Raw genomic sequence first — 15,694 nt, 5'->3', positions numbered from 1 at the left:
AAAAGGCATGCGCGCCATCAAAGTGGCCGACTACGATCCCTCTTGGCCACTGCTGTTTGACGAGATCAGCGCGGAGGTTTCCGCCTTGCTCGGTGACCGCCTGCTTTCCATCGATCATATCGGCAGCACATCAGTGCCTGGGCTGGCAGCCAAGCCGAAGATCGACCTTAATGCCGTGATGATATCCGACGAGTTCCTGCCGACGGCGATCGAGGTGGTGCGCGCTGCCGATTTCGTCTTCCACGGCGATACCGGAGAGCAACGATGGGCTTTCACCCGTGATCATCAAGCTTATGGCATCAGGCTCTATCTTTGCGGACCCGATAATCGCGGACATCGGGAGCGCATTCTGTTTCGCGATTATCTCAGGGTTCACCCCGAGAGAGCCAAGGCTTATGCCGAGTTGAAACGCCGGCTGGCCGCAGAGGCAGGCGGCGATTGGGATTTTTACACCGCCGGAAAAACCACGTTCGTCAGCGAGACGCTGCGGTTGGCAGACTTGAGGACGTGGAGTGCGCAGCCGCACTCCGCGCCCGATTAATCGCCGTCACCCCGTCCCGATACGATCTCGCGCTTGCCGACGTGGTTGGCTGGGCCGACGAGACCTTCCTTTTCCATGCGTTCTACCAGTGAGGCGGCGCGGTTGTAGCCGATGCCGAGGCGGCGCTGGATGTAGGACGTCGAGCACTTCTTGTCGCGCATGACGACCTTGACCGCCTGCTCGTAGAGTTCATTACCATCTTCCGAGGCCATGGCGCTCTTGTCGAAGACGGCGCCGGCTTCTTCCTCTTCCGTCTCTTCCTCCTCGTCGGCGGTGACGGTGTCGAGATATTCCGGGCGGCCCTGGGTTTTCAGATGGGCGACAACCTTTTCCACTTCGACATCCGAGACGAAAGGACCGTGGACGCGGGAAATCCGCCCGCCGCCCTGCATATGCAGCATATCTCCCTGACCGAGCAGCTGCTCGGCGCCCTGTTCGCCGAGAATGGTGCGGCTGTCGATCTTCGAGGTCACCTGGAAGGAGATACGGGTCGGGAAGTTTGCCTTGATCGTGCCGGTGATGACGTCGACCGACGGACGCTGTGTCGCCATGATCAGATGGATGCCGGCGGCGCGGGCCATCTGGGCGAGGCGCTGGATTGCCCCTTCGATGTCCTTGCCGGCGACCATCATCAGGTCGGCCATCTCGTCGACGATGACGACGATATAGGGCATCGGCGTCAGGTCCAGCGCCTGGCTTTCCTCGATCGGAACACCGGTGCCCTTATCGAAGCCGACCTGGACCATGACATGGATGGTCTCGCCCTTTTCGCGGGCCTGTGCCATGCGGTCGTTATAGCCATCGATATTGCGCACGCCGAGGCGCGACATCTTGCGATAGCGCTCCTCCATTTCGCGCACGGCCCATTTCAGCGCCATGACCGCCTTCTTCGGATCGGTGACGACGGGCGTCAGCAGATGCGGGATGCCGTCATAGACTGACAGTTCGAGCATCTTCGGGTCGACCATGATCAGGCGGCACTGTTCCGGCGTCATGCGGTAGAGCAGCGACAGGATCATCGTGTTGATGGCGACCGACTTGCCGGAGCCGGTGGTGCCTGCCACGAGCAGATGCGGCATCTTGGCGAGCTCGGCGATGACAGGCTCGCCGCCGATGGTTTTGCCGAGGCCGAGCGCCAGCTTGTAACCGCTCTTCTCGAAATCCTGGCTCTCGATCATCTCGCGGAAATAGACGGTTTCACGTGTCACATTCGGCAATTCGATGCCGATGACGTTGCGGCCGGGGACGACGGCCACGCGGGCCGAAAGCGCCGACATCGAGCGGGCGATATCATCGGCAAGGCCGATGACCCGCGACGATTTCACGCCCGGCGCCGGCTCGAATTCATAGAGGGTGACGACAGGACCGGGACGGACATGGATGATTTCGCCCTTGATGCCGAAATCTTCCAGCACGCTTTCCAGAAGCCCGGCATTCTGTTCCAGCGTCTCCTGCGACATGATCTCGCCGAGGCGTTCCGGCGGTTCCTGCAGCAGGGCACGCGGCGGGAATTGATAGCCGGATGCGTCGATCCTTTCGGGCCGCGCGGCCAGGCGCGGCGACGGCAGGACCGCGGCGACAGGCGGCGTGCGCTGCGGCGCTGGTGCTGCCTGAGGGGCTGATGCAATTTGAGGGGCTGGCGCGACCTGAGAGGTTGGCGCCGCCTGAGGTACGGGCGCGACCGGTGCCTCGACAGCGATGCGCCTGGGCCTTTCCAGGGACGGGGCGGCCGGAGGGCGCACGGCGACCTTTGCGGAGATCGCAGCGGGCTGCGGGAGCGGGCAGGAGGTGACGGGAGCAGGGGCCGACCGGCCAGGACGCCATTCCATGACCCGGAACAGCGACGTGATCGACTCGGGCGAGGTCTCGGTCTTCGGGAACGACATCAAGGCGGGCGCGCGAACCGGCACCTCTTCGAAGGCCATGACTTCCCAGAAGGCGAAATCGGAAATGGAGGAAAGCTCGGCTGTGGCACGGAAGGCCGGCACGATGGTCTCGTCAGCGAGCGGTGACTGCTGCAGTTCGACCCTGTGCGGTGCTGCGGAAATTTCGTCCGGCCCCGGCAGATAGATATCGAAGGGCACGTCGACGGCTACCGGCTCTATCCGTATCGCCTGCTGTCCAATCTGCGAATCATCGCGAACGGGCTCATTCGGCGCGCGCCGCCTGCTGATCAGCGTTTCCGGCGTGCGGGTGAAACGGACATTCGGCGCGAGGGAAAAGTTGCTCTGCCAGATGGGTGGCGCCGGCTTCTCCCCTGGGTTTTCCGCCGGAAGGTCCGTTTCAATCTCGCTGGAAAAATCTCCGGCATCAGTCAAATTGGTTCTGGGAAAACGCATGCGTCCGCTACTCACTCATGCTTTGCAAATTACGACCCTACCGGGATAGAAAAGGAAGGTTAATAAGTTCCTTCCTGCCGTATCGTTCCGATACGACCCGTTGGGATAAATCGTTGCACTTTCAATGAGTTCTGGCAGTGAGAAAAATCTTTGCCAATTTTGGGGAAGTCGTTAGTGCGCCTCGTCCCAATTGGTGGCGGCGCGTGCATCGACCCTCAGCGGCACACGCATTTCCAGCGCCGGCATGGTGGCGTTTTCCATCACCGAGACGATGACCGGCATCGCCTTTTCGACATCTTGGTCCTCGACCTCAAAGATGAGTTCGTCGTGCACCTGCAGCAGCATGCGGACGCGATCGGCAAGGCCGACTTCAACAAGCGCCGGCTCTATCTTGATCATCGCCCGGCGGATGACGTCGGCAGCCGAACCCTGGATCGGCGCATTGATCGCCGCACGCTCGTTGAAGGCGCGCACGGATGGATTGGAAGAGCGGATTTCGGGATAGTTGATGCGGCGACCGAAGATCGTTTCGACATAACCCTTGTCGCGCGCCATGGCCTTTCGGCTTTCCATATAATCGCGGATGCCGGGGAAACGCTCGAAATACTTCTTGATATAGTCGCCGGCTTCCGAACGCTCGATCGAAAGCTGATTGGCAAGCCCGAAGGCCGAAATGCCGTAGATGATGCCGAAATTGATTGCCTTGGCGCGGCGGCGCACCTCGCCCGGCATGCCTTCCACCGGCACGCCGAACATTTCCGAAGCCGTCATGGCGTGGATGTCGACGCCATCTTCGAACGCCTTGGTCAGCTGCGGGATCTCGGCCACATGGGCCAGCACGCGCAGTTCGATCTGGCTGTAGTCGGCGGAGATCAGCTTGTGGCCAGGCGTCGAGATGAAGGCGGTGCGGATCTTGCGGCCTTCTGCGGTGCGCACCGGAATGTTCTGCAGGTTCGGCTCGGACGAGGACAGGCGCCCCGTGGTCGTCGAAGCCAGCGAGTAGGAGGTGTGGACCCGCTTTGTCTCGGGGTGAACGTAACCTGGAAGCGCGTCGGTATAGGTGGATTTCAGCTTGGTGACCTGGCGCCAGTCGACGATCTTGCGCGGCAATTCGAAACCGGCGGCGGCCAGATCCTCGAGCACCTGCGCGGAGGTGGACCATTGGCCTGTCTTTGTCTTGCTGCCGCCGGAAAGGCCCATCTTGCCGAACAGGATATCGCCCAGCTGCTTCGGCGAGCCGATGTTGAAACGTTCGCCGGCCAGCACGTAGATCTCGTCCTCCAGCCTTGCTGCACCCTGGGCCAGCTCGCCGGAGAGCCGCGACAGGATCTGCCGGTCGACGGTGATGCCGCGCGCTTCCATACGCGCAAGCACGGGCAATAGCGGCCGCTCCAGCCGTTCATAGACGCTGGTCAGCCCTGCTGCCGCCAGCCGGGGCTTCAGCACCAGCCAGAGGCGCAGCGTCACGTCGGCATCTTCGGCGGCATAGTGGGTGGCGCGGTCGATGTCGACCAGATCGAAGGTGACATTCGCCTTGCCGCTGCCCGCCACGTCCTTGTAGGGGATCGGGGTATGGCCGAGGAATTTTTCCGAGAGCGGATCCATGCCATGCGCGCCGGTGCCGGCGTCGAGCACGTAGGAGATCAGCATTGTGTCGTCGAAACTCCTGGTCTCGATGCCGTAGCGCTTCAACAGCAGGTAGTCGTATTTCAGGTTCTGGGCGACCTTGAGAACCGATTCGTCCTCCAGCAATGCCTTCAGCCGCGGCAGGGCATCGCGCATCGGGATCTGGTTGTCGGCAAGGCCGCCGCCGAGCAGATCGCCGACTCCGTTCTTATGGACAAGCGGCACATAGGCGGCGCGGATCTTCGTGCCGGTGGGATCGGCCGTATTGTCGGCGATCGCCAGCGAAAAGCCGACAAGTTCGGCCTGCATCGCATCCAGCGACGTGGTCTCGGTATCGAAAGCAACGAGGCCGGTAGCGCGCGCATCGGCAATCCATCGGTCGAGCGTCACCAGGTCGCGGATCGTGACATAGGCCGAATGATCGAAGGGCAGCGTTGCAAAGGCCTCGGCCCGCGCCTTGGCAAGATCGGCGGGCGAAAAGGCGCCTTCGACGGCGCTCTTCGCCTTCGCGCGCGGCGGCATCGGCACGGATTCGCCCGAGACTTCGGGGATGCCGCCGGCAACAGGCTCGGGCTCCGCGGCATCGAGATCCGGGCCGCGGGCCGTCTCACCCCATTCGATGCGGACGATCGCCGGTTCGATGGCGCTCGCATCGCAATCGCAGGCCTCGGCGACGCGGCGCGTCAGCGTGGTGAACTCCATCGTCTTCAGGAAGCCGATCAGCTTCGGGCCGTTCTGCGGTTCTAGCACCAGCGCGTCGAGATCGAGATCGAGCGGCACATCGGTGCGCAGCCGCACGAGGTCGCGCGAGAGCCTGGCCATGTCGATATTGGCGAGGATCGTCTCGCGGCGTTTGACCTGTTTGATCTCGGTGGCGCGTTCGAGCAGCGTGTCGAGATCGCCGTATTCTTCGAGCAACTGGGCGGCGGTTTTCGGGCCGATGCCCGGAATGCCGGGAACGTTGTCGACGGAATCACCGGTCATTGCCTGCAGGTCGATCATCTTTTCCGGCGGCACACCCCATTTCTCGATGACATCGGGAATGCCGATCTGCTTGTCCTTCATGCTGTCATACATATGGACATTGGGGCTGACGAGCTGCATCAGATCCTTGTCGGAGGAGACGATGGTGACATCGGCGCCGGTTGCCTCGGCCTGGCGGGCATAGGTGGCGATGATGTCGTCAGCCTCGAAGCCTTCAGTCTCGATGCAGGGCAGATTGAAGGCGCGGGTCGCCTCTCTTATAAGGCCGAATTGCGGGATGAGCTCTTCCGGCGGGGCGGAGCGGTTCGCCTTGTAGGCGTCGTAGAGATCCTTGCGAAACGTCTTGGCGGAATAATCGAAGATGACGGCAAGATGTGTCGGCGTCACACCGACATCGGTATTGCGCGCATCCCTCAGCAGCTTCCACAGCATGTTGCAGAAACCGGACACGGCGCCGATCGGCAGGCCGTCGGTCTTGCGGGTCAGCGGCGGCAATGCATGAAACGCCCGGAAAATGAATCCGGAACCGTCGACTAGGAAGAGGTGATCGCCTTTTTTCATGCGTGCATGGATAGCGCGGGCATCGGACGAGGTCCATATAGAGTTCGGCATAAAGTTCGGCGCGCGAAAAGGATTATGGCGTTCGGAGCGTCACACAGCGCCGCGCGTCTTTTCGGACGCGCAAAGGACGCTGAGCACTTGGCGTTGCTGCATAATTTTAATTCCGATCTCAGGAATTGTGCGGCAGCGATTCCAGCTCACCAAACTGTTACCGATTTGTAACGATCGCCCTCCCTTGAAAAACCACATTCTGAGCCACAAATCCATGTCACCGGCGCTTGATTGCGTCGCGGGTCTGATTACCGGCTTGTCCCCCGCCGCGTCAGGCTTGGACAAAGGCCTTATCCCCCTCTCCGGGCCTTTGTCCCCACTTTAAAGTCGCCATGGCCAACCTCCAGGCCATGGCGACTTTTGTTTTTTCCAGGCACTCGAAATTATCGTCACGGCTTGCATGTTAAGGAGCATCGTATGCGATTTGCTGCATTGTCTCCGGCATGGTTTTGAGCCTAACTTGCAATCATGGGATTTAACCGCATGGATTCGGGAGCCTACCTTGCCAGCCAGCTGGCGAAGGGTTTTGCCCGCTCGCTGCACCAGCGCGCGGTCGGGCTTGGTTTTTCTCCGGGCCAGTTCCCCATCCTGCTGGAACTCTGGGCCGAGGACGGGCTGACCCAGAAACAACTTCTCGAGCGGGTCGATATCGAGCAGGCGACCATGGCCAATACGCTTTCGCGCATGGTGCGCGACGGGCTGATCGAACGCCGGCCGCATCCGTCCGACAAGCGGGCGCAACTGCTCTTCCTGACGCCGAGGGCGCGCGCCATGGAGGCCGAGGCGATCGAGACCGCGCGGGAGGCCGACCTTGCGCTGTTCAAAGGTTTTCGGGTTTTCGAGCGCGAGCTGACGCTCGAATATATCCGCCGGCTTCTGGAAAACGCCAAGGCGCTCTGACCACTGCATAATTCCTTAAATCGTAATCGATTTAAGGATAAATTATGCAGCAACTCAAAGTGTTACAGCGTCCTTTGCGCGTCAGAAATGACGCGCGGCGCTGTAAGATCACTCGCCGGCACGCTGTGCGCATCGCAATGGGGCCCCGCCGGTTTCGATCTGCACACTCAGGACGTTTTCGTCGGCGGCAAGCTTGACGCTCGGCTCGATATCCGGCTTGCCGAGTAAAAGGCCCTGTACTTGCGCGCAGCCTTCCTCAACGACGATCCGGCGCTGCATCTCGGTTTCCACGCCCTCCGTCACGACAGGCATGCCGAGGCTATGACCAAGGCCGATGATGGCGCGCACGATCGAGCGTGCCGACGCATCATGTTCCAGCACGCCGGTGAAACTGCGGTCGACCTTGATCTTGTCGAAAGGGAATGAACGCAGGTTGGACAGCGAGGAAAAACCGGTGCCGAAATCATCCATGACGATGTGCACGCCGAGCTTGTGCAGCCGCAGCAGCGTCGTCATCACCCGGTCGCGATCGCGAATGAGGGCCGCCTCGGTGATCTCGAGCTCCAGCCGGCCGGGCGCAAGCCCGGTTTCGGCGAGGATCGACTCGATCCGCTCACAGAGGTTCGGCAGCATGAATTGCACCGGTGAGAGATTGACGGCGATCATCAGCGGCAGCGGCCAGCGCACGGCCTCCCTGCAGGCCTGCAGCAACACCCATTCGCCGAGTTGGACGATCGAGCCGCTTTCCTCGGCGATCGGGATGAAGATATCGGGCTCGGTCAGGCCGTAACCTGGCCGGTTCCAGCGCATCAGGGCCTCGTAGCCGCCGATCTCGCCGCTCAGCGCATCGAGGATCGGCTGATAGCTGACATGGATCTGGTTGCGGGAGATCGCATGGCGCAGTTCGCTTTCGATCTGGCGGCGGTTCCGTGCCGCCTTGTCCATTTCCGCGTCGAAGAAACAGACCTTGCCGCGACCGTCATGCTTGACGCGGTAGAGTGCGGTATCGGCATTGTTGCAGAGTTCTTCAGCGGCAGCGCCATCCGCGGGATAGAGTGCGATGCCGAGGCTGACGCCGACGGCTGTGGGGTCACGCGCCGTGTCCATTTCGGCGGCGAATTCGTCGAGGATATCAGCGGCAAGCTTTTGCGCCGCCGCCGGCTGTTGCCCGGCGGGCTGAATGATGGCGAATTCATCGCCGCCGAGGCGGGCGACCGTATCGCTCTCATCGGCCACGCGGCGCAGGATCGAGGCGACCTTGCGGAGAATGCGGTCGCCTTCGGCATGACCGAAGATGTCGTTGACGGCCTTGAAGCGATCGAGGTCGAGATAGAAGAGGGCAACCTCGCTGTTCTTTCGTTCAGCCATCTGCAGCGCCTGCCGGATGCGGGTGTCGAACAGCGACCTATTCGGCAGATCGGTGAGCACATCGTGGTGGGCGAGATGCTCGATCATCTCCTCGGCCTGCCTGCGCTCGGTGAGGTCACGCACAGCCAGCACCTCGCAATTGTGCCCGCGATAGACGATCCTGCTCGCGGTCACTTCGACGGCGATCTCCCTGCCGTTCCTGGTGTTGAGCAGCGTCTCGCTGGGTCTGTTCTGCCCAGTTCCCTGAATAGCGGACAAAACAGCCGAGGGCGCCTTGCCAGCAAGATCGGCAAGCTTCCAGCCGGAAAGCCCTTGGAAGCGTTCATTGGCATCGATGATCCGGCCTTCCCGCAGGATCAGCAGCCCTTCCTGCGAGGCATTCGCGAGCCCCCTCAGATCCGTCAGGTGGCTTTCGATAAAGACCACCGCGAGGGCAATCAGAATGAGCGTCGTCGCCGCCACCACGACGATCACAGCAAGCAGGCTGGCGTCGAGCACCGTTGCCGGAACTTGCTTGCCGGGATCCGGCACGAGTGTGATGCTAGCCATCGAGATGAAATGGAGAGCGCAGATCGCGAGGACGAAAGTGATTGACGAGGCGAGGAGCCGCCTCAGTCCCTTCAATTGGAAAAAGGCGTGGAAGGCGGCGCCCGACAACAGCGCTCCTGCGAGAACCGCACTCAGCGTCATCAAGGGATCATAAAGGATGACCGCCTGCGTTTCGATCGCCTGCATGCCGGTCAGGTGCATAGAGGCGATGCCGAGCGCCATCAGGACGCCGCCGCGGATGCGAGAAAATCTGCCGCGGCTTTCCGAAGCGACGAGGATCGCCGCCCACGAACCGACAACCGACAGGAGGAAAGAAAGCGTCGTCAGGCCCAGTTGGTAGCCGATCGGCATGCCGCCGTCATAGGCCAGCATCGCGATGAAGTGCGTTGCCCATACGCCGGTACCGAAAGCGAAAGCCGAGGCGCCGATCCAGAGCTTGCGCCGCCCGGCATCGCATTCCTGGGCGCGGGAAAGCAGCAGCATAGCCGCCGTAGCGCCGACCAGGCAGACCGCGGCGGCCGCAAGCACCAGCCGCCAATCGTGGTTGTCCCGAATACATGTAATGACCGAAAACATCCGAACCTCGCACAGCTGAATTCGGTCAGGCTATTTAGGTTATGCTAAATAACGGTAAATTGAATTAGAATTCTCTTCTATATTAACCAGCAAATCTTCTTGATATTAGTCTATGCCCCGCCGGTCTTTCGCGCCGCCGATTTTTTGTTTTTCCGCCTCGCCTGCCTATCTGGTTTGGTCTATCGTCCGGCCGAATTTCAAAAAGGAGTCGAAAATGACCGATGTACGTCAAGTGCTTGCGCGCGCGGATCAGAATCTTCCATCGAGCCTCGACAAGCTGTTCGAGCTTCTGCGCATCCAGTCGATATCCACCGATCCCGCCTACAAAGCCGAATGCCGAAAGGCTGCGGAATGGCTCGTCGCTTATCTCGGGACGCTCGGTTTTACGGCCTCGGTGCGCGATACACCAGGCCATCCGATGGTCGTCGCCCATCATGCCGGCGCGTCCGCCGATGCGCCGCATGTTCTCTTCTACGGCCATTACGATGTTCAGCCGGTCGATCCGATCGAACTCTGGGAAAACGACCCGTTCGAGCCATCGATCAAGGATGTCGGCGAGGGCCGCAAGATCCTGACCGGCCGCGGCACCTCCGACGACAAGGGCCAGTTGATGACCTTCGTCGAGGCTTGCCGCGCCTATACGGAGATCAACGGCGCGCTTCCCTGCCGCATTACCATTCTCTTCGAGGGCGAGGAGGAATCCGGTTCGCCGTCCCTGAAGCCTTTTCTCGAAGCCAATGCCGCAGAGCTCAAGGCCGACTATGCGCTCGTCTGCGATACCGGCATGTGGGACCGCGACACGCCAGCGATCGCCGCAGCATTGCGCGGCCTCGTCGGCGAGGAAGTGATCGTGACGGCGGCGGACCGCGACCTGCATTCCGGTCTCTTCGGCGGCGCGGCGGCCAATCCGATCCATATTCTCGTCGAGGCTCTTGCCGGCCTGCATGACGAGACGGGCCGCATCACGCTTGACGGCTTCTATGAAGGCGTCGAGGAGACGCCTGACAACATCAAGGCGTCATGGGAGACGCTCGGCAAGACCGCAGAGAGCTTCCTCGGCGAAGTCGGCCTTTCCATTCCATCCGGCGAGAAGGGCCGTTCGGTGCTGGAACTCACCTGGGCCCGGCCAACCGCCGAAATCAACGGCATCTGGGGCGGGTATACCGGCGAAGGCTTCAAGACGGTGATCGCCGCCAAGGCTTCGGCCAAGGTTTCGTTCCGGCTTGTCGGCACGCAGGATCCGGCCGCCATCCGCGAGGCTTTCCGCAGCTATATCAGCTCGAAGATTCCCGCCGATTGCTCGGTGGAGTTCCATCCGCATGGCGGCTCGCCGGCAATTCATCTCTCCTACGATTCGCCGGTTCTGACAAAGGCGAAGAACGCGCTTTCCGACGAGTGGCCGAAACCCGCCATCGTCATCGGCATGGGCGGGTCGATCCCGATCGTCGGGGATTTCCAGAAGATGCTCGGCATGGAATCGCTGCTCGTCGGCTTCGGCCTCAGCGATGATCGCATCCACTCGCCGAACGAGAAATACGAGCTTATCTCCTACCACAAGGGCATCCGCTCCTGGGTGCGGATTCTTCAGTCGCTCGCTGCCTGATGGAAAAGGCGCACCTTCCATCAAGATGCGCCACGCAAAGTCGCGACAAACAAAAAGGCCGGTTCGACCCGGCCTTTCGTCATCCGCTCATCTCAGTGCCAGTTCATCCGTGGTCAAGGAGCAAGCGGGTATTGCAATGAGACTGCCGCCGAAAGGTTAACGGACCGTTAACAGTGCCCGCCCTTGCCGGAAGCACTACTCGCGGCTCAAGGGCGCTGACAGACATTTCGCCGTTCAAGCTACGTTCATCGCGAGCGACGCATAAGCCATTGAAAGATAAGACGAATGATAACGCCCTAAACACCTGCGGGCGATCCGTCTATCTTTTGTTTCAGTGGCATATGCCAAGGAAACGCGGCCCAGCGCTGCCTGAAAAACGTGCCAACAAGGACTGAGAAGCGTGAAAAATCTCTTTGTTAAAATCGCAGCGGTCGGCCTGCTTATGCTGGCGCCTGCCGTAGCGCAGGCTGCCGAGGGCTACTCGACGGCGAACGTCAACATGCGTGCGGGTCCGAGCACCCGTTATCCTGCCGTCGCGGTCATCCCGGCTGGTTCTTCCGTCGAAATCCGCGGATGCCTTTCCGACGTCAACTGGTGCGACGTGGAATTCTACGGCGGCCGCGGCTGGGTTTCCGGCCAGTACGTGCAGGCCTCCTACCAGCAGCGCCGCGTCTATGTCGGCCCGCAATATTACCGTCCGCTCGGCATTCCGATGATTCGCTTCAGCGTCGACAATTATTGGGACCGCTACTACCGCAACCGCGATTTCTATCGCGACCGTGACCGCTGGAGCCGCGGCCCGGACTATTACTATCGCGACCGCGACAATCGGGATCGCGATCGCGATCGGGATAACCGGGATCGCGACCGTAACTGGCGCGAGCGGGATGGCGACCGAGATGGGCGCGACCGCAATCGTGACTGGCGCGACGACAATCAAAGGGACGATCGGCAGAGGGGCGATCGGCAAAGAGGTGAACGGCAGAGGGACGACCGGAGAGGCGATGATCGCAGGCCCGACCGCAGGGACTTTGATTGCCGCCCCGGCGATCCCTCCTGCGACGAATGAAACAGAAAGGGGACGGCAGCGCCGTCCTCTTCCGAGGCTTGAAGCCAAGGGAAAACACCCAAGAAAAAGCCCGGCGCTCCCATGAGGGATGCACCGGGCCTGATGTCGATCGGCGCGTGTTGAGGGGAGACGGCCGATCATGCGCGGGACGTGAGGGGTTGTCCCGCTTGTACTTAAACAATCGCGGAGCCTATTGGTTCCGCCTCCTGCATAATTCCTTAAATCGGAATCGAATTTAAGGACGAAATTATGCAGTAATTCAAAGTGTTACAGCGTCCTTTGCGCTTCTCGAAAAGACGCGCGGCGCGGTAATCCACGTCGTATCGCACGTAACTCACGCCACGCACTTCGGGGCCTTTGTTTTCACGACGCGCGCCGCTTCGCCGGCGAGCGCAAGACAGGAACCGCGGGGGAAGCATCGATCCTCGAATGCGGTCACCGACAATTTGATGTGAAGCCATCGCGAGGCTCTTGTTTTGCAGGATTCTTTATTGCAGTTTTGTGAAGTTGCGGATTGATTTTAATCCGTTCGAGGCTGGACCCTGATGACGCAAGACTACCTGGCTTTCTTCGGGCTTTTCGCCCCTCGGGCAGCCGCCACAGATGTTACCGTTTGGCATAAACACAACCCTATCCTGCCTGTGCGCCTCACCGATGGGGCGAGCCTTAACCCTTCCGGCCAGATCTGGCGCCGCTTTCATCTGGGCGAGTGGGAATATAAGCAGGACCCGGAAACGCTCGACGATTACGAGGCCCGGCAGTTCTGAAGGCCAATGCTGTCGCCCGGCGCGATTTGCTTTACTTTCCATTATTAACACCCCGTTAAATCGCCGCATTTACAGTTCAGTCGGATGATCACGGCGGCACTCAAAGTGCTCCAGCGTCCTTTGCGCGTCTGAAAAGACGCGCGGCGCTGGAGAAGAGCACCGTTATGCGAAGTTGGCTTCGCGATCGAACATGGGGTGTGACCGGTCCGCGATGGCAGGCAGAGGCAGATCAGGCGACAGAATAGAACCGTCCTTCAGCGGCCGCCCGGCGCGCGACGATGACGAATTCTCGCTCGATGCCGACGATCGCATAGCCGGAGGCCGATCCCAGCGCCGCGGCGGCTCGAAACCCCCACCGCAACGTGCAGCCCGCCGGCGGCGGCGCGAGCCGCGGGAGCGTGAAGGCGGCGGGTTTTTCGGATTCCTGCGCCGCGTCATCTACTGGTGCGTCGTGCTTTTCATCTGGGCGGGCATCGGCGTTGCCGGGCTTGTGGTCTATTATGGCTCGCGCATGCCGAGCGCCAGCACATGGGCGATCCCGGAACGGCCGCCGAATGTGAAGATTACTGCCGTCGACGGCAGCGTCATCGCCAATCGCGGCGCGACCGGCGGCGAGGCGCTGTCGCTCGAAAACATGTCGCCCTATATTCCGGAAGCCGTCATCGCCATCGAGGATCGGCGTTTCTATTCGCATTTCGGCGTCGATCCGCTCGGCCTCGGCCGGGCGATCGTGACCAACTTCACGGCCGGCCACATGGTGCAGGGTGGCTCGACGCTGACGCAGCAGCTTGCCAAGAACCTCTTCCTCTCCCCGGACAGGACGCTGGAACGTAAGGTGCAGGAGGTGCTGCTCGCGCTGTGGCTGGAGCAGAAATACACCAAGGACCAGATCCTTGCGATGTATCTCAACCGGGTGTTCTTCGGATCGAACGCCTATGGTGTCGAGGCGGCATCACGCCGCTACTTCAACAAATCGGCGCGTGACGTGAACCTCGGCGAGGCCGCGGTGCTGGCCGGCCTGCTCAAGGCGCCGTCGCGGCTTTCGCCGGCCCGCGATGCCGACGCGGCGAATGCCCGCGCCCAACTCGTGCTCGCAGCAATGCGCGAACAGGGTTTCATCACCGATTCCGAGGTCAAGACGGCGATGTCACAGACCCCGGCTTCGGCCAAGAGCTACTGGTCGGGCGCCGGGCACTATGTCGCCGACATGGTGATGGACGAGCTGCCGGGTCTGATCGGCGACGTCAAGGAAGACGTCATCGTCGATACGACGATCGACAAGTCGCTGGAAAAGAAGGCCGAGCAATCGCTGGTCGACGTGCTCGACAAGGAGGGCGGGAAGCTCGACGCCTCGCAGGCGGCCCTCGTCTCGATCGACGGCACCGGCGCGATCCGGGCGCTCGTCGGCGGCAGGGACTATGCGACGAGCCAGTTCAACCGCGCCGTCAAGGCCAAACGCCAGCCGGGTTCCTCGTTCAAGCCCTTCGTCTATGCCGCAGCACTCGAGAAGGGGCTGACGCCCTATTCGGTGTTCAACGACGCGCCGATCCGGATTGGTGACTGGACGCCCGAAAATTACGAGAAGAAATACAATGGCGAAGTGACGCTGGCGACCGCGCTGGCCAAGTCGCTGAACACGGTGGCCGCCCAGCTGGTGATGTATGACGGGCCGGATCAGGTGATCAAGCTTGCCCACCGGCTCGGCATCGAAAGCGAGCTGCAGCCGAACGCCTCGATCGCGCTCGGTACGTCCGAGGTGTCGCTGATGGAACTTACCGCCTCCTATGCCGCCTTCATGAACGGCGGCTACAAGGCGACGCCGCACGTCATCCGCCGGGTGACGACTGCCGAAGGGAAGGTTCTCTACGAAAATACCTATGACAGCCCGCCGCGCGTGCTCTCCGAGCAGATCGTCGCCGAGATGGATGCGATGATGATGGGCGTCATCGACAACGGCACCGGCAAGAGCGCTAAGATCCCAGGCTGGCAGGCGGCGGGAAAGACCGGCACAACGCAGAATTCGCGCGACGCGCTCTTCGTCGGCTTCACCAGCAACCTCACCACGGGGGTCTGGTTCGGCAATGACGACGGCAAGCCGATGAAGAAGGTGACAGGCGGCGGCTTGCCCGCCAAGGCCTGGAAGGAATTCATGATCGCCGCCCACAAGGGTCTTTCGCCGGCACCGCTCTTCGGCAACGGCCAGTTGATCGCCGATCCGAACAATGGTCAGCCGATGGCGCAGGCAGCCCCTGGTGATGGACAAGCGGGCGATGGGCAGTTGGGCAGCGGGCAACCGATGACGGCCGAGGCGCCGCCGTCGACGATCGGCGGTATCATTTCCGGCGTCTTCGGCGGCGACGACAATGCAAACCGCTATCCGCAAGCGCCTGTCCGGCAGCAGGCGGCAAGCTCCGGCAATGGCCCGGTTCCGCCCGCAGACATTGCCGAAGGCGGCGGCTCGAACTATGAGGGCGTGGTGCCACCCGGGGATGTCGGAGGCGCGCAGACAACCTCTTCTGTCCAGCCGCGGCGCACGACGCTGCTCGATCTGATCATGGGCCAGTGAGATCTTTGCTGCACGTCCAACACAAGCCCGATGCTCTAAAGCGCATCGCGATCTTTCAGAATCGCTCCTCGCGCTTTAGGTCTTCGTTTTACGCATGTCGTCGTCGCAAGACCGCTTCACAGTTTTGCGCGACATGCTCTAAAAATCGGCCGCTTTCCGGACATGGGGCGACCTCTTTCCCGGCTACTGTAAAA

General features: G+C 61.4%; 9 protein-coding genes. 6 read left to right on the top strand and 3 right to left on the bottom strand.

The genetic code is table 11. From position 1 onward, the window contains the following. Window positions 1–7 precede the first annotated feature (7 nt). Window positions 8–541 (top strand): GrpB family protein, encoded by a 534-nt coding sequence (locus BS629_RS32280; RefSeq protein WP_018244295.1) that lies wholly within the window; start codon window positions 8–10, stop codon window positions 539–541. Here BS629_RS32280 and BS629_RS32275 read toward each other — a convergent pair. Both BS629_RS32275 and polA read right to left on the bottom strand, forming a co-directional pair. Beyond that, window positions 538–2,880 (bottom strand): DNA translocase FtsK, encoded by a 2,343-nt coding sequence (locus BS629_RS32275; protein WP_018244294.1) that lies wholly within the window; start codon window positions 2,878–2,880, stop codon window positions 538–540. The genes BS629_RS32280 and BS629_RS32275 overlap by 4 nt on opposite strands. Window positions 2,881–3,051: 171 nt before the next feature. After that, a complete protein-coding gene (polA, locus tag BS629_RS32270; RefSeq protein WP_032981348.1) occupies window positions 3,052–6,051 on the bottom strand; it encodes a DNA polymerase I in 3,000 nt (999 codons plus the stop codon). Window positions 6,052–6,585: 534 nt separating this feature from the next. Here polA and BS629_RS32260 point away from each other — a divergent pair. Then, window positions 6,586–7,002, top strand: coding sequence for a MarR family winged helix-turn-helix transcriptional regulator (locus BS629_RS32260; RefSeq protein WP_003544385.1), 417 nt, complete (start codon window positions 6,586–6,588; stop codon window positions 7,000–7,002). A gap of 108 nt (window positions 7,003–7,110) precedes the next feature. On the opposite strand, the gene BS629_RS32255 is transcribed toward BS629_RS32260, so the two are convergent. Continuing rightward, window positions 7,111–9,495: a bifunctional diguanylate cyclase/phosphodiesterase gene (locus BS629_RS32255; RefSeq protein WP_018244291.1), complete on the bottom strand. Its 2,385-nt coding sequence runs from the start codon at window positions 9,493–9,495 to the stop codon at window positions 7,111–7,113. A gap of 214 nt (window positions 9,496–9,709) precedes the next feature. Between BS629_RS32255 and BS629_RS32250 the strand changes: the two genes are divergently transcribed. From BS629_RS32250 to BS629_RS32235, 4 genes are all read left to right on the top strand, one after another. After that, entirely contained in the window at window positions 9,710–11,098 is a 1,389-nt protein-coding gene (locus tag BS629_RS32250) for a M20/M25/M40 family metallo-hydrolase (protein WP_026242288.1), read from the top strand. Window positions 11,099–11,498: 400 nt separating this feature from the next. Continuing rightward, window positions 11,499–12,167 carry an SH3 domain-containing protein gene (locus BS629_RS32245; protein WP_018244289.1) on the top strand — a complete coding sequence of 223 codons (669 nt, stop codon included), beginning with the start codon at window positions 11,499–11,501 and terminating at the stop codon, window positions 12,165–12,167. A 545-nt stretch (window positions 12,168–12,712) separates the two neighbouring features. Next, the gene (locus BS629_RS32240) at window positions 12,713–12,934 is read left to right on the top strand and encodes a hypothetical protein (RefSeq protein ID WP_018244288.1); all 222 of its coding nucleotides are present in this window, start codon (window positions 12,713–12,715) and stop codon (window positions 12,932–12,934) included. Window positions 12,935–13,145: 211 nt separating this feature from the next. Continuing rightward, window positions 13,146–15,500: a transglycosylase domain-containing protein gene (locus BS629_RS32235; protein ID WP_018244287.1), complete on the top strand. Its 2,355-nt coding sequence runs from the start codon at window positions 13,146–13,148 to the stop codon at window positions 15,498–15,500. The last annotated feature ends 194 nt before the right edge of the window (window positions 15,501–15,694 follow it).

It is taken from the genome of Rhizobium leguminosarum bv. viciae USDA 2370 (assembly GCF_002008365.1).
Classification (GTDB): domain Bacteria; phylum Pseudomonadota; class Alphaproteobacteria; order Rhizobiales; family Rhizobiaceae; genus Rhizobium; species Rhizobium leguminosarum.
This window is presented reverse-complemented; position numbering and strand designations above follow the sequence as displayed.

Coding starts and splice junctions, on each gene's coding strand:
- polA (WP_032981348.1), bottom strand. CDS start 6,051: ATGAAAAAAGGCGATCACCTCTTCCTAGTCGACGGTTCCGGATTCATT.
- BS629_RS32235 (WP_018244287.1), top strand. CDS start 13,146: ATGGCAGGCAGAGGCAGATCAGGCGACAGAATAGAACCGTCCTTCAGC.
- BS629_RS32280 (WP_018244295.1), top strand. CDS start 8: ATGCGCGCCATCAAAGTGGCCGACTACGATCCCTCTTGGCCACTGCTG.
- BS629_RS32275 (WP_018244294.1), bottom strand. CDS start 2,880: ATGCGTTTTCCCAGAACCAATTTGACTGATGCCGGAGATTTTTCCAGC.
- BS629_RS32240 (WP_018244288.1), top strand. CDS start 12,713: ATGACGCAAGACTACCTGGCTTTCTTCGGGCTTTTCGCCCCTCGGGCA.
- BS629_RS32260 (WP_003544385.1), top strand. CDS start 6,586: ATGGATTCGGGAGCCTACCTTGCCAGCCAGCTGGCGAAGGGTTTTGCC.
- BS629_RS32250 (WP_026242288.1), top strand. CDS start 9,710: ATGACCGATGTACGTCAAGTGCTTGCGCGCGCGGATCAGAATCTTCCA.
- BS629_RS32255 (WP_018244291.1), bottom strand. CDS start 9,495: ATGTTTTCGGTCATTACATGTATTCGGGACAACCACGATTGGCGGCTG.